The following is a 21,564-nucleotide window of genomic DNA, read 5'->3' on the forward strand; positions in this document are numbered from 1 at the left end:
CGCTTTCTGTGTGTTCGCTTTCTGTGTGTTCGCTTTCTGTCCGTTCGGCGAAGGCCGCCCCTAAGGGCCGGCGTGTCCGGCAGGCTCGCCGGCGGAACCCGCCGTGCCCAGCAAACTCCGGGTGAGCGCTTCGCCGTCGGCCATCAGCTCCGCCACGGCCCCTTGCAGGTGGACGTCGGCGACGGGGACGCCAGCCAGGGCGGCGGCCACGACGGCGCGCCGGATCAGTTCGCGGGCGAACGAGGCCGTGGTTCCCTCGGTGCGGCCGGCGGCCTCTTCAAGGGCAGCCGTACTGAAGGGGATACCGCGGGCATACAGCTTGAGTAACGCCACGCGTTCGGCCTCCGCGGGCAGCGGAATTTCCACGGCCAGATCCACCCGCCCGGGCCGCTGGGCCAGTGCGCGCTCCAGCATGTCCACCCGGTTGGTGGTGAGGACGAACGCCACGTCCGCGTCGCTGGCCAAGCCGTCCATCGCGTCGAGCACCTCGAACAGCAGCGGCTGGGGTCCGTGCCCGAAGCTCCGGTCCTCTGCAATGAGGTCACAGTCCTCGAGAACGATGATGGAGGGCTGCAGCGCCCTGGCCATGGTGGCCGCCTCGGAGATCCGTGCCAGTGAACCGCCGGAGAGCAGGATGGCCGTGGCACTACCGCTCCTGCTCAGCAGATGCCGCACCGTGTGGGTCTTGCCGGTGCCGGGGCGGCCGTACAGGAGGATTCCGCGCTTGAGATGCTGCCCGTACTGCTTGAGGCTGTCGCGGTGTTCGGCGATCCCGAGGGCGTGGTCGGACACCTTCTGCAGCAGGCCTTCCGGCAGGATCACCTCGGACGCGGCCAGCTGCGGCCGGGCGTGGAAGGTCACTCCGGCCGCGCTGGGACCGTAGTTTTCCATGACAAGCGAGATGATCTGTCCCTTCAGAATGCTCTGGCGCTGCATCCGGCGCCGGAACTCGGCGAGGAAGCCCGCAGCGCTGTCGGTGCTGCCGGCCAGGACCTCAAGGGACGCGGCTTGCCGGCCGTACCGGGGGTTGGCATCGCGCTGCAGGACCGCGAGGGGGTGTCCACCGTGGCTGAACAGCCACACTCCCAGCGCCACGGCCTGCCGCTGTTCGTCCGGGCCCACCGCCATGTTGGCGTAGTCGGGCTGGGAGAGCGGAAATTGGGGAAACACCTGCGCCTGCTGCAGCATGTCGCTCAAGGAGTGATGGTGCCGCTGGTCACCGCCGCCGATGCCGACCAGCCGGAACTGCGGATCCTCGCGGGCCAGTTCCGCCATCTGGATGTCGGCGTCGACGAACCGGTGCGGCGGAATCTCCTCTGCCACCACTGGAAGCGTCCCGGCAGGCACGCCCAGGTGCTCGCTCAGTGTGGCGAGCAGCTGCGCTCCCGCCGGCACCCGGTGCTGGCCAGCCTGCGCCAGCTGCACGAGTCGCGCGAAATCCTCGATGAACTTCCCCAAATTTTCATCCATGCGCAGACCCTACCAGCGTCCCCTACTCAGGCACCCTCCCGCGCGTTGCGCCCGAGCGCCTGGCCCAGGAGGCGGGCGCCCTCCGGGAACGCACCGGGGTTCGGACCGGCGTAGTTCAGCCGGATGAACGGCCCGGCGGGTTCGGCCGGGAACCACTCCGTGCCGGCGGCGATCAACACCCCGGAGCTCTCGCAGTCTGCACTGAGCCGGTCGACGTCGGTCCCGTCAGGCAGGCGGGCCCAGAGGTTCAGTCCGCCTTTGGGCACTAATGTCAGATGCGCTTGCGGGGCGTACTCGCGAAGGCTCGTAACCAACAGGTCGCGACGTGACTGCAACTGATGGCGGACGCTGCGCAGGTGCCTCTGCCAGGCCGGCTGCGTGACGACATCGAGGGCCGCGGCCTGGAGGAGGCCGCTGACGTACATTGACTCGGCCCCGCGGTCCGCGAGGATGCGGTCGCGGGCCGGCCCGCGTGCGATCAGGGCGCCCACCCGCATGGCCGGCGAGACACTCTTTGTCAGGGACCGCAGGTAGATGACATGGCCGGAATCGTCGCGGGCGGCGACGGGTGCGGGCGCCGTGCTGATGCCGAAATCATGGGCCCAGTCATCTTCCACCAGGAACGCCCCGTGGCGGCGCACGATCTCCAGCACCTCTTCGCCACGCCTCCCCGTCCACTGCGCCCCCGTGGGGTTGGCGTAGTTGGCCTGCGCATAGAACAGCCGCGCCCCGGTCTCCCGGAACGCGCGGTCCAGCCCGTCCGGGTCCGGGCCGTCCGGTCCGCTCGGAACGGGGACAACGTTAGCGCCGGCCTGGGCAGCAGCTAGGATCGCTCCCCAATAGCTGGGGGATTCCATCAGTACCGGCTGCCCGCTGCCCACCAGTGCCCGGAAGATCGAGCTGAGCCCGCTTTGGGTCCCGGGCAATACGACGACGTCGCTTGCAGCTGGCGGGGTGATGCCGGCCGGCATCGAGGCGCCCAGTTCGTGGGCAAACCAGGACTGCAGTTCCGGGAGCCCCGCAACCGGTGGGCGCGATAACGCCGCGTCGCTCCTCGCGGCCCTGGTCAAGGCCGCCCGGACCAGCCTCTCCGGCAGCAGTTCGCGGGCCGGGTAGCCGGAGTGGAGGGCGATAACGTCGTTGGAGGCGCTGCGCATCGCGGTCGACGCCGCACGGAGCGGTGCGTGCGGCGTCCGCAGGGCAGCGGTCTGCCAGCCGTAGTCCGACGGGCGCGCCGTCCGGATCTCGCGGATGAACGTCCCGACGCCGGGCCGGCTCTCGATGAGGCCCTGTGTGGCGAGAGCCTGCAATGCCCTCTGTACCGTGACCGGACTGGCCCGGTGCTCGGCGACCAGCGCCCGGGTCGATGGGAGCCGGGAACCGGGAGCGGCGCGCGCGATCCATTCCTTCAGCTGTGCCGCAATCCGCGAACTGCTATCGTTGTCCATGAGAGACAATAGTAGCGCTACTGCACTTATTCGACCGGTGATACCGCCCCTCCAGCCTGGGCGTAAGGGCGGCGGCCTCTGGTGGGGCCTCCTGGGAGTGGCGGCGTTTTCCTTTACCGTGCCCTTCACCCGGGTGGTCGTCGAGGGACTGGCGCCTCTGTTCATCGGATCCGGCCGCGCCGTCGTGGCTGCGGTCCTGGCCGCCGCCGCCCTGATCCTCACCCGGCAGCGGTTCCCCTTCCGTTGGCAGTGGCTGCGGCTCCCCGTCGTAGGCGGCGGGATTGTCATCGGATTCCCCCTACTCACCTCGTTCGCGCTCGCTGGTGTGCCGGCCAGCCACGGCGCGGTCGTGATCGCCCTGCTCCCGGCAGCGACCGCAACCGCCGTCGTCCTGCGGGTCCGCGAACGTCCGCCCGGGACCTTCTGGATCGCCACCGCCGCAGGTGCCGCCGCGGCCACCGGGTTCGCCTTGGCGCAGCCCGGAGGATTCGGGCAGTTGGATTGGGAGGACTTGCTGCTGCTTGGCGCTGTCGTGGCTGCGGCCATCGGCTACGCGGAAGGCGGCCTGCTCGCCCGCGAACTCGGCGCCTGGCAGACCGTCTCCTGGGCGCTGGTACTCGCGGCGCCCGTAATGCTGGTCCTGGCCACACTGGCGGTGACCCAGCAGCCGCCGTCGGCGACCCCGGCGCAGTGGGCCGCTTTCGGCTACCTCGGGGTTGTCAGCATGTTCCTCGGCTTTTTCGCCTGGTATCGCGGCCTCGCCATTGGACCCATGACGCAGGTCAGCCAGATTCAGCTCATTCAGCCCCTGCTGAGCATCGCCTGGGCAGCGATCCTCCTTGGCGAGTCCCTGACGCCGGCCACGCTGATCGGCGGTGCCGCCGTCATCGCGTGTGCCGGCATCGCCGTCCGCGTCCGGCTCAAGCCCGCACCGCAACAGCCCTGACGCTTCCCAGGCTCCACCTCGTACAGAAGGACAATCACATGTACACCCCAGCCCACTTCGCCGCCAGCCCGGCCGCCGTCCAGGACCTGCTCGCGGCCCCTGCAGCCGCCCACCTGGTCACCATGACCGCCAGCGGCATCCTCGCCACCATGCTCCCCTTGCACTTTGACCCCTCGGCCGGCGAGTGCGGCACACTGACCGGGCACTTGGCTAGAAACAACTCCCAGTGGTCCGAACCCGCGATCGGCGAGGCCCTGGTGATCATGCAGGGAGCCGACGCTTATATTTCACCGGCCTGGTATGCCTCCAAGGCCGAACACGGACGCGTCGTTCCGACGTGGAACTATTCCACGGCCCACGTCTACGGGACCCTGGTGATCCACGAGGACCCGGCCTGGCTTGCCGACCATGTCAGGCGGCTCACCGACCACAACGAAGCCCATTCAGCCCGGCCCTGGTCCGTCGACGACGCGCCGGAGCGGTACGTTGCCGGGCAACTGCGCGCCATCGTCGGCGTCGAGTTGCTGATCAGCAGGATCGAAGCGAAGACCAAGCTCAGCCAAAACCGCTCCGAGCTGGACGTGGCCGGCGTCGTGGCCGGGCTTCGAGCCAGCGGGCAGCCGGTAAGCGCGGCCGACGTCGAGCGTGCCCAGCGGGAGCGGCGTCCGGATCCCGGGCGGTAGGCCGGCCCGGTCGGCGCTGGCCTGAACCTACCGTTCGTCGCTGCTGTAGCTGAGGCCGATCTGGCCTCGGACTGCGTCCAGTGTCGCCATGACGCGGACGGTCTCGCCGGGGGACAGCACGTCGTTGGCGATCGCGCCGGTGGCAATGAGACGCTCCATTTCCCATGCCTGGTACTGCATGCCGCGGCCGGTCACCCGTTCGTCGAACCGTTCGACGACGTTGCCGCCGTCGTCGTAGCGCGTGAAGCCCGTGGGCGTGTACCAGACCGGGTCGATTTCGATGCTGCCTTCGGTGCCGATCACTGCTGCGCGGTTGGGCCCGGCGGTGTCCAACGCGCAGTGCAGCACGGCCTGCTGGCCTTCCGCGTATTCGAAGATCATCGCGGTTTGGCGGTCGACGCCGGTGGCCGTCATGCTGGCGGCGGCCTGGATTTTGGCGGGCTCGCCGAAAATGTCGAAGGCGAAGGAGACCGGATAGATCCCCAAATCCAGGAGCGCGCCGCCGCCCAGCGCGGGGTCGTTGAGCCGGTGCTGCGGATCCTTGGGCAGGTTCTGGTTGTGGTCCGCGATGACGGTCCTGACCTCTCCGAGGGTGCCCGCGGCGATCAGTTCCCGGATCCGGACCATGTGGGGGAGGTAGCGGGTCCACATCGCTTCGAGCGCTACCAGCCCCTGCGCCGCGGCAAGGTCAACGACTTCCTGGGCCTGCCAGGCATTCATGGCGAAGGGCTTCTCCACCAGCACATGCTTGCCGGCGTTGAGGGCCAGCAGCGCGTTCTCGTAGTGGAACGGGTGCGGCGAGGAGATGTAGACGACATCCACGTCGGGGTCGTTAACCAGGGCTTCGTAGCTGCCATGGGCCACGGGCAGTTGGAACCTGCCGGCGAAGTCCTTGGCCGTCTCGAGGTTCCGTGAGCCTACCGCCCGGACAGTGAAGCCGTGCTCGACCAAATCCGAAGTCTGCAGTCCGGCGATTAGTCCGGTGCCGAGGATCCCCCAGCGGACGCCGCTTCCCGCGCCGGCGGGACGATCGGGGGAGGAGGGGGCGGCGGCGGTGTCTGACATCGTGGGTTCCCTTCGGCCAAGCGCAGATGGTCTCTGGCAGCGGCCGCGAAGTCGTCCCCGTGGACGGCGCAGCCTACTGCCGGCGTGTTGTCGACCGTACCGTATGGGTGCCGTTTTGTTGCGGAGCGTCCCCGGGCAGAGGACCGGCTGCGCGGTTTTGCGGGAAAAGAGGCCGGCAGGTGGGGCAGGAACCTTCGGCCGACGGCACGCCGCCGACGGGAGCCAGGGCTGTCCTCTCAAGATCGAGCCGGACGCGCAGCGCCCAGCCGAGCAGGGCGACGGCGGCGAGTGAGACGGCCGGCTGGATCACAGCGCCCAGCAGCGTAGGCGTCGCCCAGTTGAACAAATAGGCCAAAAGGCTGTTCGGGCCGGCGGAACTGCCAAGCGCGAGGCCGGCGAGACCGAGTATCGGCCAGCGGGTATCACACACCGTTGCCTCCGCCCCGATCGGGGTGCCGAGATAACTGCCTACCGTCAGGCCGGCCAGCAGCGTCCCCGCGGCGATGGCCGGGATACTCCACCACGCGGATCCGGCCGCTCCGGATGCGCCGCTTGAGGCAATGATGGCCACTGCTGCGGCCACCGCAGTGATCCCGGCAACCACGATCCGCGGGCGCCGCCAGCCGCGCACCGAGCGACAGTCGCTAAGCAACTTCGCTAGCCGGCCAAGGAAGCGCTCCCTGCCGGCTTCGGCTGGATGGTCCCTAGCGTCGTGGCGCCGCGGCATGTTCTTGCGTTTCCCGGCCGGCCCGGCGGGTCACTTGCAGGTGCAGCGCTGTTCGGTGGGTACGTCGGCCATGACGGAATCGACGTGCTCGCCGCAGCCGGCCCAGGTGATCTTTCCACAGTTATTGCAACGGACGGTACTGCACATTGGGTTTCTCCTTTGGTGGGTACTGCTGGATGGGTGGTGCTGGTTTGGTGGTTGCTGGCGTGGTGCAAAGCCGCACCTCTATTGGACCGCGAAGGTCTGGGCGCCAGCGGCTAGGACACGGTCAGGACGCGGGAGCGGCGGCCAGCTTGGCCCGGATTTCTTCCATGTCCAGCCCCTTGACGGCGGTGATGAGCTCATCCAGGCCGCCGGCGTTCATGGCACCTGGCTGCGAGAAGACGAGGATGCCGTCTCGGAAGGCCATCAAGGTGGGGATTGAGGTAATGCGTGCCGCCGCGGACAGTCCAGGCTCGGCCTCCGTGTCCACCTTCGCGAAGACGACGTCGGGGTGCGCTTCGGAAGCCTTGCTGAAGGTGGGGGCAAACATGCGGCACGGACCGCACCAGGCTGCCCAGAAGTCCACCAGCACAATGTCGTTGCCGGAGATCGTGTCGTTGAAGGTCTTTTCAGAAATGTCGATGGTTGCCATGCCCTCAATATATACCCCCGGGGGTATTGCCCGCAAGCGCGCATCCAAGGCTGGACAGGCGCCTGCGGCTGTTTGCGAAAATACCCCAGGGGGTATCATTATGGAAGGGTATCGTTCCCGTCCGGGGCTCCGGCGGCCTGAAAGGAAAGCAGTATGAAAAGCATTTCTGTCGACGACCTGGCCATGCTGGTCCCGGGCGTTCCGCTTATCGATGTACGGGAGGCCGAGGAGTTCGCCGAGGCCAGTGTTCCCGGCACCAAGAACCTCCCGCTGTCGCGGTTGCAACACACCCTTGGCGACATTCCGACCGGCCGTACCGTCTATGTCATGTGCGCCTCCGGCGGCCGCAGCGCCCGGGCTACCACGTTCCTCGCCGAGCATGGCTACGACGCCGTCAATGTGATGGGCGGAATCACCGAGTGGTACCGCAACGGCCATCCGGTAACCTACCGCGGCGGAGGCAACTGAGCATGGCATCGGCCATCAGCCTGCCCGGGGCAACGCCGGGTAGTGACGCCGGGATGCGCCGCACCATCAACCGGCTCAAGCGCGCCCAGGGCCAGCTCGGCGCCCTGATCGCCGCCGTCGAGTCCGGATCAGACTGTCGGAGTGTCGTCACGCAACTCTCGGCTGTCCGCGGCGCCCTGGATAAGGCCGGGTTCGAGCTCCTTTCCTCCGCCATGCGCGACTGCATTACCGACGTGCCGTCCGGGGTGGAGGCGGGGTTGCCCGCCGGTGCGGAGGCGCAGAGGCTGACCCTCGAGGAAATTCGTGGCCTCTTCCTGCGCTTGACCTGATGCCCGCAGCCTGCGTGGCGCTCCCGGCGCTCCTCGTGCGCCCTTATAGATTTTGATCCGCTATACCCCTGGGGGTATATTGTAAGTGGCTGGATCGGCCACTTGCCCCGCCCGAATGCCTCCCGAAAGGTGCACATCCATGGACATCACCGCCCAGCAACTCGACGAACAGCTCAAGAACGGCAGCGACGCCCAGATCGTGGACGTTCGCGAATCCGAGGAAGTCGCCGCCGGCATGATCGCGGGCGCGCAGCACATCCCGCTGGGCGAACTGCCCGCGCGAATGGGCGAGCTGGACAACTCCCGCCCCGTCGTCGCCGTCTGCCGCAGCGGTCGCCGCAGCGCCGCAGCCGCGGACCAACTTGCCGCCGCAGGCTTCACCGCCTACACGATGACTGGCGGGATGCTCGACTGGACTGCCGCAGGACTTCCTGCCGGCTGACTCTCCCCAAGACTGCCCGGGCGGCGCTTCCCCCCACGCGCCGCCCGGGCCTCCACCTGTCCTGACTGTTCTGTCCTGGCTGCGCCCTGCCGGGCTCCGGGCCGGTGGACGGCGATGTCCCGCATCCGCGGGCTGTCGCCAGAATTGCCCAAGCTATACCGAAAGAGACTATGACTACCTCAAAGCAGACCACCCCGGTCCAGTCCGCACCCCAGTCCATTGACGCCTCCACGCTGAAAGCCTGGGAGGACAACCACGATGACCTGATGGTGATTGACGTACGCGGCGGTGCCGAGTTTGATTCGATGCACATCAAGGGCTCGTACCATGTCCCGCTCCCGCTGCTGAGCGAGCACGCTGAGGAATTTGCCGCCAAGATGGGCACCCGCGTCGTACTGGTGTGCCAGTCCGGAAACCGTGCCGAACAGGCCCGGAAGCATCTGGATGCGGTAGGCCTCGGCAGCGCCAGCGTGCTGACCGGAGGCGTTCCTGCCTACGCCGCCGCCGGCGGCAACGTCGTCAAGGGCAAGAACACCTGGGCCCTGGAGCGCCAGGTCCGCATGACGGCCGGATCCTTGGTCCTGGCCGGCGTGGTGGGCAGCAAGCTGCTCTCGCCGAAGTTGGGACTGCTTGCCGGCGGCATCGGGGCGGGCCTGACCTTCTCCGCGGCAACGAACAGCTGCGCGATGGGCCAGATGCTTTCCAAGATGCCGTGGAACCGCTCCGCCAACGAGCCCACCGCCCACCAGGCACTGCAGAACCTGGGCTCCAAGGCATGATCCTCACCGCGGCGGCGTTCGGGCTGATCGTCGGCGGCCTGCTGGGCCTGGTAGGAGGCGGCGGGTCCATTCTCGCCGTCCCCGCGCTCGTCTACGGCGTGGGATTGCCGCTGGCCGCGGCGATACCGACGTCGCTGGTCGTGGTCGGGGCCTCGTCCGCCGTCGCGGTGGTGCCCCGGCTGCGGGGCGGAGTGAACTGGCGGCTGGCCCTCATCATCGGTGCCGCCGGCACGGCAACCGCCTACCTGGGCGCCTACGTGAACCGGTTGCTCGACCCGAAGGTATTGCTGTTGGCCTTCGCCGCCATCATGGTCTTCGCCGGCATCCGGATGATGCTTCCGTCCAAGGCGGCCGGCGGATCCTGCGCCCTCCCCGGCGGCGGCGTGAACTGGCGCAGCTGCCTGCCCAAGGCAATCGCGACCGGCGCCGTCGTGGGCTTCCTGACCGGGCTGCTGGGCGTCGGCGGCGGGTTCCTGATCGTCCCGGCGCTGACCCTCGTCCTGGGCCTGCCGATGGCCGTGACCGTCGGCACTTCGTTGGTCATCATTGTGATCAACTCGATCGCCGGGTTCGCCGCCCACCTTGGTGACCTCCAGATCGACTGGGCTGTCACGGCCGCTTTCGCAGGGGCAGCAATGGTTGCTTCGCTGATTGCGGGCCGGCTGGGGACCAAGATCCCGGACAAGGCGCTCAAACGCGGCTTCGGCGTCCTGGTCCTGCTGGTCGCCGCCTATGTGACGGCGCAGGCGCTGGTCTCCTAAGAGGGCTTCAACTGAACAAAAGCGCCGGAGGATTGTGAACTGGTCCCCGGAAGTTGGACTGAGAAATTCAGTTCTGACTTCCGGGGAGCAGTTTTTTGCGTGTAGATAGTTCGTTATCCGAGGCTCAGCGTGAGGCGGCTGTAGCGTGGTTTGAGAAAGGTCTTGCAGATCAGGCGACGGCTAATCTGTTGGGCGTGTCGAACTGGCCGGTCAAGAGGCTGTATCGGCGGTGGAGGATTCGTGGTCGAGGAGCGCTGGTGAGCAAGCCGACGAAGCAGTCATATTCTTTCGAGTTCAAGCTCGCTTTGGTCGAACGTTTCATCGCCGGTGAGACCGGCCCTGACTTGGCAGCTGAGGCCGGCCTGTCCTCTCCTGTCCTGCTGAGAACGTGGGTCCGCGCGTATCGTCTCGAGGGCCCGGACTCCTTGCGACCGAAGCCTAAAGGCCGGCCCCCAAAGCCCGACGCCCCGCCGGTTGAACCATCCGAACTGGAGCGGCTGCGCCGTGAGAACGAGCGCCTGCGGGCAGAAGTGGCCTACTTGGGAAAATTACGGGCCTTGAGGGATCCAAAACAACGGTGAAGGTCCAGGCCCTCATCGCCCTCAAGGCTGACTTCCCGCTTCCAATTTTGCTGCAAGTCTCCGGTCTTGCCCGATCGACATTCTTCTATCACCAGTCCCGCCTCCAGGCTCCAGACCCTTTGGAGGATCTCAAGGCCGCAGTCACGGAGATCTTCACGACGGGTGCCCTAAAAACCATGGCGCTGTGCCCGAGGGACACACGACGGAGGCGCGCAATGGCAACAGGAAAAACGTTCCGCATCGTCGTGGGGGTCGACGGGTCGACTTCCTCCTATGCCGCGCTGGACTGGGCCCTCGAAGAAGCCCGCCTGCGCTCTGGCCAGGTCCACATTGTGAGCGCCTGGCATTACCCCGTCATCGGTGACGCGGCAGGCCGGGCGCCGGATCGGGATGCTTTCGGCGACCATGCCCGGCAGGCTCATGCCGAGGCAGTGCGGCACGCGGCGGATGCTGGCGTCGATGTCACCGGTGAGGTGACCGTAGGGCATCCGGCCGAGGTGCTGCTCGGCGCCGCCGCGGGGGCCGACCTCCTCGTGGTTGGATCGCGCGGGCACGGCGGCTTCGCGAACATGCTGCTGGGCTCGGTATCGACCCAGGCTGTACACCACGCCGAGTGCCCGGTGCTGGTCGTCCGTCCAGGCGTTCACCCGGCGCCGGGCTCCTGACGGCGAGGCTGGCCAGGGGCTCATCGGGCCCCCGTTGCCGCTGGGATGCCAGGGGGAACTTTTCCCAGACACAGCTGTGGCGGCGGTCCGGGTTTCCCCGGGCCGCCGCCACGCATTTACTCTGTTTCGTTACTGGTGATACTGGCTAGCTGGCCGGAACAGTGTCCGTTGCCTGCTGCTGTGCTGCCCAGGCTGCGTAGCTGCCGTCGAGTTCGACGACGTCGTACCCGGCGCGGCGCAGGGCGCTGGCCGCGACGGAGTTTCGGACGCCGCTCTGGCAGTAGGAGACGATGGTGCCCTCTGCCGGGAGCTCGCCCAGGTGCCACATGACGCGGCCGCCGCTGAGCTGGTAGGAGCCGGGGATGTGGCCGGCGGCGTGCTCGGTCTTGTTGCGGACGTCCAGGACCATGGCGGCCTCAAAGCCCTCGAGTTCTTCCGGCTGGATCAGCTTGGGCACGGAGATCGGGAGGCCTTCGAGGCCGGTGACGTAGCCGGCGACCTTGTCGATACCGACGCGGACCAGGTGGTCCCACATCTCCTGCGCTGCGGCCTGGTTGGGGGCGAGCAGGACCAGCGGGGCCTTGTCCTTTTCGGGGTCGACCACCCAGGCGCCGAAGCTGGCGGTGGACTTGCCGGCCGGGACGTTGACCGAGCCCGTGACGGTGCCTTCGTGGACCTGGCCGTTGGGGCGGGTGTCCACGAAGATGACCTTGTCCGCGGCCAGGTCGGAGGCGACGTCGGCCGCCGGCAGCTCGGTCAGGGGTGCGCGTTCGCCCATGACAGCGGGGCCTTCACGGTTTTCGCGCTTCATCCGTGCGAAGTAGGCGTGGGCGTCGGGCTGGCCGTCGAGGAGTTCGTTGATGAAGCCCTGCTCGTCGTTGGCCGCGAGGTACGGGCCCCACCAGGCGTAGAGGCGTTCGTAGCCGACGGTCGAGGACGGGATGGCGCCGAGGGCCTTGCCGCAGGCGCTGCCGGCGCCGTGGCCGGGGTGGACCTGGACGTGGTCCGGCAGGGTCAGGAACTTATCCCGCAGGCTGGCGAAGAGCTGCTTGGCACCTTCGAAGCGGGTGTCGACGCCGCCGGCGGCTTCATCCAGGAGGTCCGGGCGGCCGAGGTCGCCGGAGAACACGAAGTCACCGGAGAGCAGGTAGCCGGGCTTGTCGGCGAACGCGCCGTCGGTGATCAGGAAGGACAGGTGCTCCGGGGTGTGGCCGGGGGTGTGCAGGGCCTTGACGGTGATGTTGCCCAGGGTGATTTCGTCATTGTCGTTCAGGCGTTCGGCCTCGAAGCCGTACTGCCAGTCCGCGCCGCCCTCGCCGGAGACGTAGGCGGTGGCGCCGGTTGCGGCGGCCAGTTCGCGGGTGCCGGAGAGGAAGTCCGCGTGGATGTGCGTCTCGGTCACGGCCACGATCTTCATCCCGTTCGCGGCAGCAAGGTCCCGGTAGACAGCGATGTCACGGCGGGGGTCAACCACAAGGGCCTCACCCTTGGCCTGGCAGCCGATGAAGTAGCTGGCCTGTGCGAGGTCTTCGTCGTAGATGCGCTCGATGAGCATTCGGGGAACTCCTTCTTGAGGTGGACGGGGAAGGGATTCCTTCCTCCTCTACGTTCAACAATAATACCCCGGGGGGTATCTCGCAAACGCGACAGGACAGATTCTTCGGCGGGGCCGACGGCGTGGCCCGGAGGCTCAGCCGCCGACCCTGGCCAGCACCTTGTTGATGGTGGCGGCGAGTCCCCGCGCAGCCTGGAGGACGGTGGCGTCGGAGAGCGTTTTCGTTTCCGTGTCCACGCACAGCACGCCTTTCCTGGCGCCCACCCGGACATGCCTGACACCCGTCCCGTCCGGCAGCACATAAACCAGGGCGTAGCCGGCTTCTCCGCCGGTGTCGACGGCCAGGTGCTTGATCGCCGTCCAGGTGCGCGAGCCGCCGCCGGGGAGCTTTTCCAGGATGGAGCCACAGCGGCCAAGGTCAGCTGCCCGGCTGTCTGAGGGTGACGATCCCGTCGGCGGAGACGGCAAGCTGAGGAGCCGCAAACTGATCCGGTCCGTTTTCGGCGGATCACCAGGGATCTCCGCCACCACGGCGGAGGACCCCGCGAGGGAGGCAAGATATGCCGCGTCGTCATAGACGCAAGCCGGCGCGGCCCGAGCCGTTGCGGGCCCGGACCGGGCGTAGCCACCCTCCAGCACCTGGGCTTGGTTCCCTGTGGGCCCGGTAATGCCCTGCAGCAGCCGGGCCAGTTGCTGCGGTGTCTGCTGCGCGGGACGTCGAGGGCTGGCGGGCGGACCCGGCGCCGGTGCGGCAGACGGCGCTGGGCTGGAGACTGTCTGGCCGATCAGCTTTTGGGCCAGCCGGACCAGCGGCTCGAGGGCCGTCCTAACGTCGTCTTCGGAACTGGGGGCGGGTGCCTGTCGGCGCAGCCCAATCGACAGCGTGCCCTGCAGCACCTGCAATGCGATGGTGGCTCCGACCGGGGGAGTACCGGCAGTCGCCGGGGTGCCCAGGACGGTGGCGTAGGCCTTCTCGCCCACGGCCGGCACGTTGAGCAGCCTGACGGTGGAGGATGGGGCATTCCCCGACGTCTGCCGGAACGTTGCACACCTTTGGGCCAGCGCGTCGGTGTAGGCGAAATCCGCAGCGAGTATCTCGCTTCGCGGCGCGCTTCGGGCAAAGACGAAAGCGAGGGCCTCGCGGGACCACGCCCCGGTCAGGGTGAGGACGCCCGCGGCGAAGTGCATTGCAAGGTCCGCTCCGCTGGTGGGCGAGCTGTGCGGGCGGAACACCCCGCATTCGCCGGGCTCGACGGCGGGATCGTCGAGGGGGCCCTGCTGGCCTTGCAGGCGGGAGCGCAACTCCGAGCTCCTGGAGACACGTCCGGTGCCCTCATGGTTTCCGTTGATGGCCGACTCCAGCAGGACCATGAGTTCCTCATCGGAGAGCACACCTTCCGCCGTCGACGCCGGGACAGGCGCGCTCGCGGGGACCGATCCGTTCCCGTCAGGTGGTGAGGGCGGATCCGGCGTGCAGCCGGTGACCGCCAGAGCGGCGGCAGCGCAGGCAAAGAGCCAGCGACGTGACCGTGAAACAGGCCCACCGGCATTTCGGGTTGTTGCAGCACCTGGACACACGACTGGACTCCCTGCCGTCGAAAGATGTGCTGAGCCCATGTTCCGCCGCGGGGTTGGACGGCACCAGAGGATTTGTGCCCCTCGGCGCACGACAGGCTGGTGTCCCGCCGTCCGGGCCCGCTTAGGCTCTGCAGCCCTAGCCGGGTCAGAATGGATCCATGAGCCAGGCCGGGGACTTCATCGATGCGTGCCTGCAGCGTGAGAGCTCATGGCAGCGCGCCGAAGAAGCGCGGGACCGGTATGGACCGGACCTGGCGAGTTACGGCTGTTCCGTCGGTGCCGTCCGCGGCACGGTCCGGGATGCGCTCCGCCGCTACCGGGACCTTGACCGTGACGAGATCGCGGCGCTGAGCTCGGAGTTGTGGGCGGTCCCGGTTTTCGAACGCCGCCTCGCCGCCGTCGTCCTACTGCAATCCCGCGTGGCTGTGTTGGACAATTCGGACCTGACCCGGATCGAGGGCTTCGTCCGTACCGCTCGCCTGCGTGAGCTGGCCGACCCGTTGGCAATCGACGTCGTCGGGCCGCTGCTGGCGGGGCTGGATCCCCAAAGCCGGGCCCGCGCGGACGCTGTGATGGGCCGCTGGCTGCAGGACCCGGACGACTGGTTGCGACGCGCGGCCCTGATGGCGCCGCTCCGTGAGCTTCGATCCGGCGCGGGCGACTGGGACCGCTTTGTGCGCGATGCCAGAAAGTGCTTCGCGCCCAGTGCCGGGAGCGGGACGGAGGCCCACGTCGGTGACTCCTGCCTGGTCCGGGATGCGGTCTCACATGTCGTCGCCGAGGTGCGGAAACGCCGCCCTGAGCTGCGTCTTTAGCGAAGCGGGTACTAAGGCTCTCGCGGGAGGCACCGCGGCGGGGTCAAGCTGAAGCGGTGAAGACCTTCCAGGCGCGGCGCTGGGCGCGCCAGCTCAGTTGGACCGTCGTTGCAGGAACGCTGTTGGCCGGGTGCTCGGCCGGCCCCGGCTCGGGGCCGGGCACAACCGGCGCCCCCACGACGGGCGCCGCCACGACGGGCAGCCCCACGACGGAAACCCCCACGACGGGCACCCCCGGTCCGGCCAGCGGCCCGGCCGGAAAGCCGACGGCTGATGGGAATCGGGACTACACCGACGCACGGCTGCAGGCGCTGCTCCGGGGAGTCAAGCTCGATGGCATCGGCCAGCTCCAGGCAGATGACCCCCGGGCCGTGGCGTCGGGCGCGCTGGGTGATTACCACGACGCCTCCGACCCGAAACGCGGCGCTGCGCCGGGCAAGTGCGAGCTCTTCGACAGTTACCTCATGTTCAACGCCGCCAACGGCAGCCTGGCAAGCGGCCTCCTGATTCCGTCCACGCCCGGGGACCAGGACGCGATGAAGATGACCGGAACCTACCGCTCCCTCAGCGCCGTCCATCCCGCGTCTTCAACCGGGCGGTCCGAATTCCAGCAGCGGCGCGATGCCTATGGTTCATGCAACACCGTGAGGGAAATCTCCCTGCTGCCCGGCAAGCTGCAGATGGATATTGTCCGGCTCTCGGCGAAGGTCGACGGAGAGCAGTCATTCGCGGTCTCGCAGCTCACCTCCGACGGCGCGCGGGTCGGCGCAATCTACGTGGGGGGCAGCAAATCCGGGGTGGACGTGATCTACCGCCAAACCGTCAACGGCAACGCGGCGCAGACACTCGACGCCGATGCCGCCGCCAGGCAGGGCGCCGACGTCGTCAACCAGGTGCTCAGCAGGTTGCCCTAGCGCTGCGGCCGGCGCTCCACGACGGCGTATGCCTTGCCGTCGAGGAACTGCCAATCGGTCACCACCATGAAACCGAGCGTGTCCACACGGTCGTTCAGGACGTGGACATCGAAGCCGCCGTCGCGCGGTTCGGCGTCCCACGTCGCCACATGGATTTCCTTCTCCTCGAGAATCAGCAACTCGGTGTTGACGTCAAAATCCTCCTGCGACTCATCGCTGAGCTGGCAAATCGCGACACAGTGGCTGTTCATTTCGTGCCTCCGCTCGGGGAACGCTGGGTGCCTTCATCCTATGGCGGACGACCGCCGGAGCCCTAGGCCTTGTCCGCAAGGGGACACAGCGGACTGTCCGCGCGAGCACACGGCCCCGTTATCTGAATGTGACATTCAGGCCATGGGCCGTTACCGTGGATAGGTGCCTGTTTGTATCCGATACGGGCGCTCCCGAGCCGATTGCCTAACTCTGCCGCGGCCCGGGATCCGAATGCAACCATCTGGCAGAGACGGGGAAACCACTTTCGATCTGCGTTTTTAGCAGGTCTTGGGGTGAAGCCGCACAGCGCCCGCATTGACGGGCCCGCGGCCGGGTGCCTCCCATCCGAATCCGACAGCTCACCTCGCAGGCATTGGGAGAGGCTACAACCATGACTTCAAGCATTACTTCTGCGCGCCATCGTTCCGACGCATCCGCCGGACAGGGCTCAGCATTCTCGGGCAAATCAGGCATCATCGGCCGTCAGGCCGCGGTAGTCTTCGCAGCCTCCGGCCTGGTCCTCACGAGCGGAATGGCCGCCAATGCAGCTGTCGCCCCGGCCGAAAACGAGGCCGCCCCGGCGTCGTCCGTTGACGTCGGCAGCAAGATTTCCGCGCCCGTCACCGCCGATTCCGCGGTCCAGATCAGCTTCGCCCGCCCGGCAGTGACGACCACGCCGGCACCGGTCGTCGCACAGCCGAAGCCTGTTGCAGTCCCGGCAGTCGCCGCCCCGGCCCCGGCCATCGCACCCGCCCCGGCCGTTGCGCCGGCAGCTCCCCAGATCACCGTGCAGGCGAAGTCGGCCGTGGCGCCTGCCCCCGCAGCCGGCGGAGTCAACGCCGCGATGCTCTCTGCTGCCTACAGCCAGATCGGCATCACCCAGGACTGCACCGCCATGGTGGAGAAGGCCCTCGGTGCGGCCGGCATCCACGTGGGCGACCTCGGTCCCCAGCAGTTCATGAACTACGGCAAGGTTGTGGGCACCCCGCAGCCCGGTGACATGATCGTCCAGTCCGGCCACGTGGCCATCTACGCCGGTGGCGGCGAGGTCATCAGCGGCGGCATGAACGGCAGCAACCAGACCATCAAGCACCCGCTTTCCTGGCTGACTGCCACCGGCGGTGTGACCTTCGTCCGCGCCGGCGCATAGCAACAAGCGCAGGAACCTCTTTCCAGGGCCGGGGCCGGCTGCCTTTTCATGGCAGCCGGCCCCGGCTTTTGCGCACGTTTTTCGCCTGCCGGCGATGCTCAGGCGGTATACCGCACCAGGACGACGCCGTTGCCAAACGTACGGGTGCCGGCGAGGCTCAGCGCGGTCCTGTCGTCAGAGTCCTTGAATAGCGGGTTCCCGCGTCCAATCAGCACCGGGTGGACGTAGATCCAGTACTCGTCGATGAGTCCGAGCCGGCGGAAGGTAGCGGCCAGGTCCGCCCCGCCGAGCGCCAGGCTTCCCCCGGGTTGCGCCTTCAGTGCCAGCACCTCATCGGCGACGACGTCGCGCGCCACCGTGGTGTTCCACCCCGCCCGCTCCAGCGTCCTGGAATAGACGATCTTCGGCATGTCCCGCCAAATTTTTGCGAACTCGGCCTCGGCTGGGGTGCTGGAGGGATCCTGATCCGCCGTCGGCCAGAATCCGGCCATCAGTTCGTAGGTGACGCGGCCGTCCAGGAAGGCGCCCATGGTGGCGAGCTGCTCGTTGAAGTGGGTGTGGAGTTCCTCGTCGACCATGTGCCAGTCGATCTCGCCGTTGGGGCCCTCGAAGAAGCCGTCGAGGGACACCTGTATTGCCAGGATGATCTTCCGCATGGCCGAGAGCTTACGCCGCGAGGATCCCTGGCGGGAGGCTGTAGCGTGACCGTGGGGCCGATTCGGCAATTTTCTGCCGATTAGGGTCTTATGGCTTCCGGCGGAAGCTCTTTGAGCCAATTACGGCATTATCTTGCCGAATGAGTCCGTATCGGCCATGATGGGAGAGTCCTCGCGCTGGATCGGCAACATACTGCCGGAAGGGATTGGCCGGAGGATGCGGTAACAAAGGGACGAGAAGGGGAGCACAGTGAGCGACGTGGGGGCGATAGCCGAGGGGATCCGCCGGACCCGCAGGGAGGCCGGTCTGACCCAGGCGGACCTGGCGCACCTGGCCGGAACCTCGGAGCGCACCGTCCGCGCCATCGAGACAGGGAGCGGGAACCCGTCACTGCAGGCGGTCGTGGCGGTGGCGAACGTGCTCGGCCTGAAACTCGCGGTGGGCTGATGGTCCCGGAACTCCAGGACCTGAGGTTCGTCAAGGCCGCTGACGTCTACAAGAACGGCCGCCTGGCCGGCCGCCTAGCCCGCACCGGCGCCGGGGGAGTGCAGTTTACCTACCGCCCCGACTATCTCGCCGGCGGCCATCCGGCCGTTGCCGTCTCCCTGCCGCCGGTCGACGTCGCGGTGGAAGCCCCGGCCGGGGCCTTGCCTGCCTTCTTCGCCGGCCTCCTGCCCGAAGGCCACCGGCTCACCGTCCTGAAGAGCGCCACCAAGACCAGTTTCGACGACGAGCTGACCCTGCTCCTCGCCGTCGGGGCGGACGTGCCGGGCGATGTGCAGGTGGTTCCTGCCGGAGAGGCGCCGGCTGAACCGGCGGCCCTGGCCGATACCTCCCGGCCTGAAGAGCTGGATTTTTCCTTCCTCGCCAACACGGTAGACCTGCACGGCATCCCGGGGGTTCAGCGCAAGACCAGCGCGTCCATGCTGACCACGCCCCTGGCCCTGCGCGGACACCGCTACCTGCTGAAGCTCGATCCTCCGGAACATCCGCACCTGGTGGAGAACGAGGCCGCCCACCTGAAAGGTGCGAAGGCACTGAAGATCCCCGTCGCGAAGAGCTCCGTCATTGCCGACCGCAACGGACTGCCCGGGCTCCTTGTCGAACGGTTCGACCGGGTCAAGTCGGCCGACGGCGCATGGCACCGGCTGCCGCTTGAGGACGGCACCCAGGTGCTGGGTCTGCCACCGGCCTCCAAATACGGGGTGGACGCCGAGGAGGTCGCCGCCGCCCTGGCCCGGATGTGCAAGGCCCCGGTGGTAGCCAGCCGCAACCTGTACCTCCAGTTCCTCTTCGCGTGGCTGACCGGAAACGGTGACCTGCACGCCAAGAACCTGGCCATCCTGGGCGGACCCGGCGGATTCGTCATGGCCCCCGTCTACGATGTTCCCTGCACCTTGCTGTACGGGGACGAGACCCTGGCGCTGCCCGTCGCCGGCAAAACCCGGAACCTCAAAGCACGGCACTGGGCAGAATTTGCGCACGCACTTGGCCTGCCGCAGCGCGCCGCGGAAAGTGCCAACCGCACGGCGCTTTCCGCGGCGGATGCCGTCCGCCTCGACGAGTTGCCATTCTCCGGCTCACCGCTGCGCGGGGCACAGCGGGAGCTGCGGTTCAGGCGCCAGGAACTAAGCGCCTGAACCGGGGATCCACTGGTTGAGCCCTGGCCGCGCCTATTCCGCGCCCTTGGCGAAGGCTGCTGCACTCAGGAACTCAATCCCGACGAACCGTTCCCCACCCTCAACCCAGGCGTCGTGGCCCGGCGGAATGGTGTAGGAATCGCCAGCAGCGATGTCGATTCGTCCGCCGTCGGTGGTCTCGACGGTCAGCTTGCCGGAAACGCAGAAGCCGACGTGGCTGTTCTCGCACGATTCAGTCTTCACCACGGGTTTGATGCACTCGGACCAGCGCCATCCCGGCTCGAAGCTGAACCGGCCGATCGTGTAGTCGCCGACGGACACAATGTCCACCTCAGTCTTATCCGGACGGCGTTTCTCATCCGGCGAGTTGTGGGACTTCACCTGCAGCTGGGTAACAACATTTGTGGTCATGGCACTCCCTCTTTCGATCAGGGAATTTAACTGCTTACGGAGCCAAGCGTCCTCGCTTGGCCGCCGGTTGTCGATACACAGTTTTCCTAGAAGCTGGACGAGCTCCCGGACCCGGAAAAGCTGCCGCCGCTGCCGCCATAGCCTGTGGTGGACCCGCCCCTCGCAGAGCTGACGCTGCCGACGCCCGTGCTGAAACCAGAGTTGAAGGTGGGGACCGAAAAGAAGTAATAAGAGGGATAAACCGTGCCCAGGATGCTGGGTTCATAGCTGCGCCGTTGCTTCTTGCCGGTCCCCGCCTGGGCCTCCTCCATTTCCCGGCGCATGAGTTTGGCCTCGCGCTCGTTGCGGGCGAAACCGGCAATCACAGTGTCGGCGTGGCTCTTGAGCAGACCGGAAAGTTCGGTCCTGGCATCGCGCAGCCGGTCCAATGCGGTTTCGGGAGTGATGGTGCCGTCGGACAGTTCCGCCGTCCAGCGCTCGATCTCACGCTGGCTGCGGTCGCGGAAGGAACGGAGGGCGGCTGCCGTGGCGGAGTCGCTTTCGCCGTGGCTCTTGGCGAGCATGCCCTCAATCCCGGCGAGGTCGCTGCGGAAGGGTGCGAGCTGCCGGTCCCACGCCGTCGCCCAGACGGACCCCCGGTTCAGCAGGGCGTTGGTGTCGGCAATGACGTCGTCCAGGGCATCGAGTTCGGCAGCCGCGTCCGCGTACTTCCGCGCCAGCGACAGGCTGGACCGGCGCCCCAGTTGCCGCGGCGTCAGCCCGTGCACCTGGTTGGAGAGCCCGGTGGCGGTGTTGTAACGGCTCAGGAACGTGCGGTGCTTCTCCAGCACGGTGCTGCCGTAGCGCGAGGATTCGGGGATGGTGCTGGCATTGAGTTCGGTAACCTGGAGGTCCATGCTCACATTGGCATAGTTCGCGTCGCCGCGGGCGATCTCCTTGCGGCCGCCCACCCGGGTACGCCAGCGCACCAGCAGCCAGGTGCCTGCCCCAGCCGCGACAGCCCCCACGGCGCTCCAAGCTGTGACGAGGAACGCCGTCGAGCGGTACCACGGCTGGTTGATCAGCTCGGCACCGCGCCGGATGCCGGCAATGGTGCCCTCCGTCCACTGGGCGTCGCGCAGCAGTTCCTTGGACGCATCCTGGATGTCGGCTCGCTGCTCAAGCGACACCTTTCGGTCCTCGCCCATGTACGTTCCTACGTGTCGGCCGACCGGATCCAGCGCGAAGATGAAGAGCCCGTCCGCCCACTTCTGCCCGTCCTTGCTGATCCAGTCCGGGTGCTCGGCGCGGGCGAAGCGCAGCACCTCCTCGTTCAGGTTGTCCGAGGCCCTGCCGTTGTACGTATATACGGCCACCTTGGTGGGTTCGTAGAACTGAATATTCTGCACAGCGGGGAGCAGGGTGTTGCGGTCGAGGACCCCCGCCCGGTCCTCCACGACGACGTCGGCAGGCGGGACGGCGAGCGCCGCCGTCGCGCCGCCCAGCAGGACGGCCAACTGGAAGACGAGCAGCAACAGGGCGCCCGCCAGCTTCGGGCCGATAATCTTCCGCATAATCCCCATCGCCTGAGACTAGTGTCTGCTGCCAGCGTCGT

Annotated in this window: 25 protein-coding genes and 1 riboswitch; of the genes, 14 read left to right on the forward strand and 11 right to left on the reverse strand. The window is 67.5% G+C overall.

What is annotated here, in order from left to right:
• Positions 1-60 precede the first annotated feature (60 nt).
• Together AC1DNC_RS12750 and AC1DNC_RS12755 are read right to left on the reverse strand one after the other, a co-directional pair.
• Positions 61-1,470, reverse strand: a complete 1,410-nt coding sequence (locus tag AC1DNC_RS12750; protein ID WP_476862890.1) for an AAA family ATPase — start codon at positions 1,468-1,470, stop codon at positions 61-63.
• 26 nt (positions 1,471-1,496) lie between these two features.
• Complete coding sequence (locus AC1DNC_RS12755) at positions 1,497-2,918, reverse strand: aminotransferase-like domain-containing protein (protein WP_476862891.1); 1,422 nt, start codon at positions 2,916-2,918, stop codon at positions 1,497-1,499.
• Between AC1DNC_RS12755 and AC1DNC_RS12760 the strand changes: the two genes are divergently transcribed.
• On the forward strand, positions 2,917-3,864 hold the full coding sequence (locus AC1DNC_RS12760) for a DMT family transporter (RefSeq protein ID WP_476862892.1): 948 nt from the start codon (positions 2,917-2,919) through the stop codon (positions 3,862-3,864). The genes AC1DNC_RS12755 and AC1DNC_RS12760 overlap by 2 nt on opposite strands.
• Positions 3,865-3,902: 38 nt before the next feature.
• On the forward strand, positions 3,903-4,547 hold the full coding sequence (locus AC1DNC_RS12765) for an FMN-binding negative transcriptional regulator (RefSeq protein ID WP_476862893.1): 645 nt from the start codon (positions 3,903-3,905) through the stop codon (positions 4,545-4,547).
• A gap of 27 nt (positions 4,548-4,574) precedes the next feature.
• Here the strand turns inward: AC1DNC_RS12765 and AC1DNC_RS12770 are convergent, their stop codons facing one another.
• The 3 genes from AC1DNC_RS12770 to trxA all read right to left on the reverse strand — a co-directional run bounded on the left by AC1DNC_RS12770 (position 4,575) and on the right by trxA (position 6,973).
• On the reverse strand, positions 4,575-5,612 hold the full coding sequence (locus tag AC1DNC_RS12770) for a Gfo/Idh/MocA family protein (RefSeq protein ID WP_476862894.1): 1,038 nt from the start codon (positions 5,610-5,612) through the stop codon (positions 4,575-4,577).
• Positions 5,613-5,685: 73 nt separating this feature from the next.
• Entirely contained in the window at positions 5,686-6,243 is a 558-nt protein-coding gene (locus tag AC1DNC_RS12775; RefSeq protein WP_476862895.1) for a hypothetical protein, read from the reverse strand.
• A gap of 364 nt (positions 6,244-6,607) precedes the next feature.
• Positions 6,608-6,973, reverse strand: coding sequence for a thioredoxin (trxA, locus tag AC1DNC_RS12780; RefSeq protein ID WP_476862896.1), 366 nt, complete (start codon positions 6,971-6,973; stop codon positions 6,608-6,610).
• Between the two features lie 153 nt (positions 6,974-7,126).
• On the opposite strand from trxA, the gene AC1DNC_RS12785 reads away from it, so the two are divergent.
• The 7 genes from AC1DNC_RS12785 to AC1DNC_RS12815 all read left to right on the forward strand — a co-directional run bounded on the left by AC1DNC_RS12785 (position 7,127) and on the right by AC1DNC_RS12815 (position 10,998).
• Positions 7,127-7,441, forward strand: coding sequence for a rhodanese-like domain-containing protein (locus AC1DNC_RS12785; RefSeq protein WP_476862897.1), 315 nt, complete (start codon positions 7,127-7,129; stop codon positions 7,439-7,441).
• Between the two features lie 2 nt (positions 7,442-7,443).
• Entirely contained in the window at positions 7,444-7,770 is a 327-nt protein-coding gene (locus AC1DNC_RS12790; RefSeq protein WP_476862898.1) for a metal-sensitive transcriptional regulator, read from the forward strand.
• A gap of 139 nt (positions 7,771-7,909) precedes the next feature.
• Positions 7,910-8,212, forward strand: a complete 303-nt coding sequence (locus AC1DNC_RS12795; protein ID WP_476862899.1) for a rhodanese-like domain-containing protein — start codon at positions 7,910-7,912, stop codon at positions 8,210-8,212.
• A gap of 170 nt (positions 8,213-8,382) precedes the next feature.
• The gene (locus AC1DNC_RS12800; protein WP_476862900.1) at positions 8,383-8,991 is read left to right on the forward strand and encodes a rhodanese-like domain-containing protein; all 609 of its coding nucleotides are present in this window, start codon (positions 8,383-8,385) and stop codon (positions 8,989-8,991) included.
• Positions 8,988-9,752 (forward strand): sulfite exporter TauE/SafE family protein, encoded by a 765-nt coding sequence (locus AC1DNC_RS12805; RefSeq protein ID WP_476862901.1) that lies wholly within the window; start codon positions 8,988-8,990, stop codon positions 9,750-9,752. Before AC1DNC_RS12800 ends, AC1DNC_RS12805 begins: the two co-directional genes overlap by 4 nt.
• 257 nt (positions 9,753-10,009) lie before the next feature.
• Positions 10,010-10,333 carry a helix-turn-helix domain-containing protein gene (locus AC1DNC_RS12810; protein ID WP_476862902.1) on the forward strand — a complete coding sequence of 108 codons (324 nt, stop codon included), beginning with the start codon at positions 10,010-10,012 and terminating at the stop codon, positions 10,331-10,333.
• Positions 10,334-10,548: 215 nt separating this feature from the next.
• Complete coding sequence (locus AC1DNC_RS12815; protein WP_476862903.1) at positions 10,549-10,998, forward strand: universal stress protein; 450 nt, start codon at positions 10,549-10,551, stop codon at positions 10,996-10,998.
• Between the two features lie 145 nt (positions 10,999-11,143).
• Here AC1DNC_RS12815 and AC1DNC_RS12820 read toward each other — a convergent pair whose 3' ends face one another.
• Positions 11,144-12,553: an MBL fold metallo-hydrolase gene (locus tag AC1DNC_RS12820; protein ID WP_476862904.1), complete on the reverse strand. Its 1,410-nt coding sequence runs from the start codon at positions 12,551-12,553 to the stop codon at positions 11,144-11,146.
• Positions 12,554-12,688: 135 nt separating this feature from the next.
• A complete protein-coding gene (locus tag AC1DNC_RS12825; RefSeq protein WP_476862905.1) occupies positions 12,689-13,945 on the reverse strand; it encodes a hypothetical protein in 1,257 nt (418 codons plus the stop codon).
• Positions 13,946-14,289: 344 nt separating this feature from the next.
• Between AC1DNC_RS12825 and AC1DNC_RS12830 the strand changes: the two genes are divergently transcribed.
• Positions 14,290-14,946, forward strand: a complete 657-nt coding sequence (locus tag AC1DNC_RS12830) for a DNA alkylation repair protein (protein WP_476862906.1) — start codon at positions 14,290-14,292, stop codon at positions 14,944-14,946.
• A gap of 56 nt (positions 14,947-15,002) precedes the next feature.
• Positions 15,003-15,860, forward strand: a complete 858-nt coding sequence (locus AC1DNC_RS12835) for a hypothetical protein (protein ID WP_476862907.1) — start codon at positions 15,003-15,005, stop codon at positions 15,858-15,860.
• On the opposite strand, the gene AC1DNC_RS12840 is transcribed toward AC1DNC_RS12835, so the two are convergent.
• On the reverse strand, positions 15,857-16,111 hold the full coding sequence (locus AC1DNC_RS12840) for a hypothetical protein (RefSeq protein ID WP_476862908.1): 255 nt from the start codon (positions 16,109-16,111) through the stop codon (positions 15,857-15,859). The genes AC1DNC_RS12835 and AC1DNC_RS12840 overlap by 4 nt on opposite strands.
• A gap of 223 nt (positions 16,112-16,334) precedes the next feature.
• Positions 16,335-16,499, forward strand: a riboswitch (cyclic di-AMP (ydaO/yuaA leader).
• Between the two features lie 4 nt (positions 16,500-16,503).
• Between AC1DNC_RS12840 and AC1DNC_RS12845 the strand changes: the two genes are divergently transcribed.
• Entirely contained in the window at positions 16,504-17,262 is a 759-nt protein-coding gene (locus AC1DNC_RS12845) for an NlpC/P60 family protein (RefSeq protein ID WP_476862909.1), read from the forward strand.
• Positions 17,263-17,360: 98 nt separating this feature from the next.
• Here the strand turns inward: AC1DNC_RS12845 and AC1DNC_RS12850 are convergent, their stop codons facing one another.
• Entirely contained in the window at positions 17,361-17,918 is a 558-nt protein-coding gene (locus AC1DNC_RS12850) for a dihydrofolate reductase family protein (protein WP_476862910.1), read from the reverse strand.
• A gap of 250 nt (positions 17,919-18,168) precedes the next feature.
• Here AC1DNC_RS12850 and AC1DNC_RS12855 point away from each other — a divergent pair, with 250 nt between their 5' ends.
• Complete coding sequence (locus tag AC1DNC_RS12855; RefSeq protein ID WP_476862911.1) at positions 18,169-18,366, forward strand: helix-turn-helix transcriptional regulator; 198 nt, start codon at positions 18,169-18,171, stop codon at positions 18,364-18,366.
• On the forward strand, positions 18,366-19,559 hold the full coding sequence (locus AC1DNC_RS12860; protein ID WP_476862912.1) for a type II toxin-antitoxin system HipA family toxin: 1,194 nt from the start codon (positions 18,366-18,368) through the stop codon (positions 19,557-19,559). The genes AC1DNC_RS12855 and AC1DNC_RS12860 overlap by 1 nt, the downstream gene beginning before the upstream one ends.
• A gap of 33 nt (positions 19,560-19,592) precedes the next feature.
• Here AC1DNC_RS12860 and AC1DNC_RS12865 read toward each other — a convergent pair whose 3' ends face one another.
• Positions 19,593-19,970, reverse strand: a complete 378-nt coding sequence (locus AC1DNC_RS12865) for a cupin domain-containing protein (protein ID WP_476862913.1) — start codon at positions 19,968-19,970, stop codon at positions 19,593-19,595.
• An 86-nt stretch (positions 19,971-20,056) separates the two neighbouring features.
• Positions 20,057-21,532 carry a DUF5129 domain-containing protein gene (locus AC1DNC_RS12870; protein ID WP_476862914.1) on the reverse strand — a complete coding sequence of 492 codons (1,476 nt, stop codon included), beginning with the start codon at positions 21,530-21,532 and terminating at the stop codon, positions 20,057-20,059.
• Positions 21,533-21,564 lie beyond the last annotated feature (32 nt).

Source organism: Arthrobacter sp. 01N442 (genome assembly GCF_056399345.1).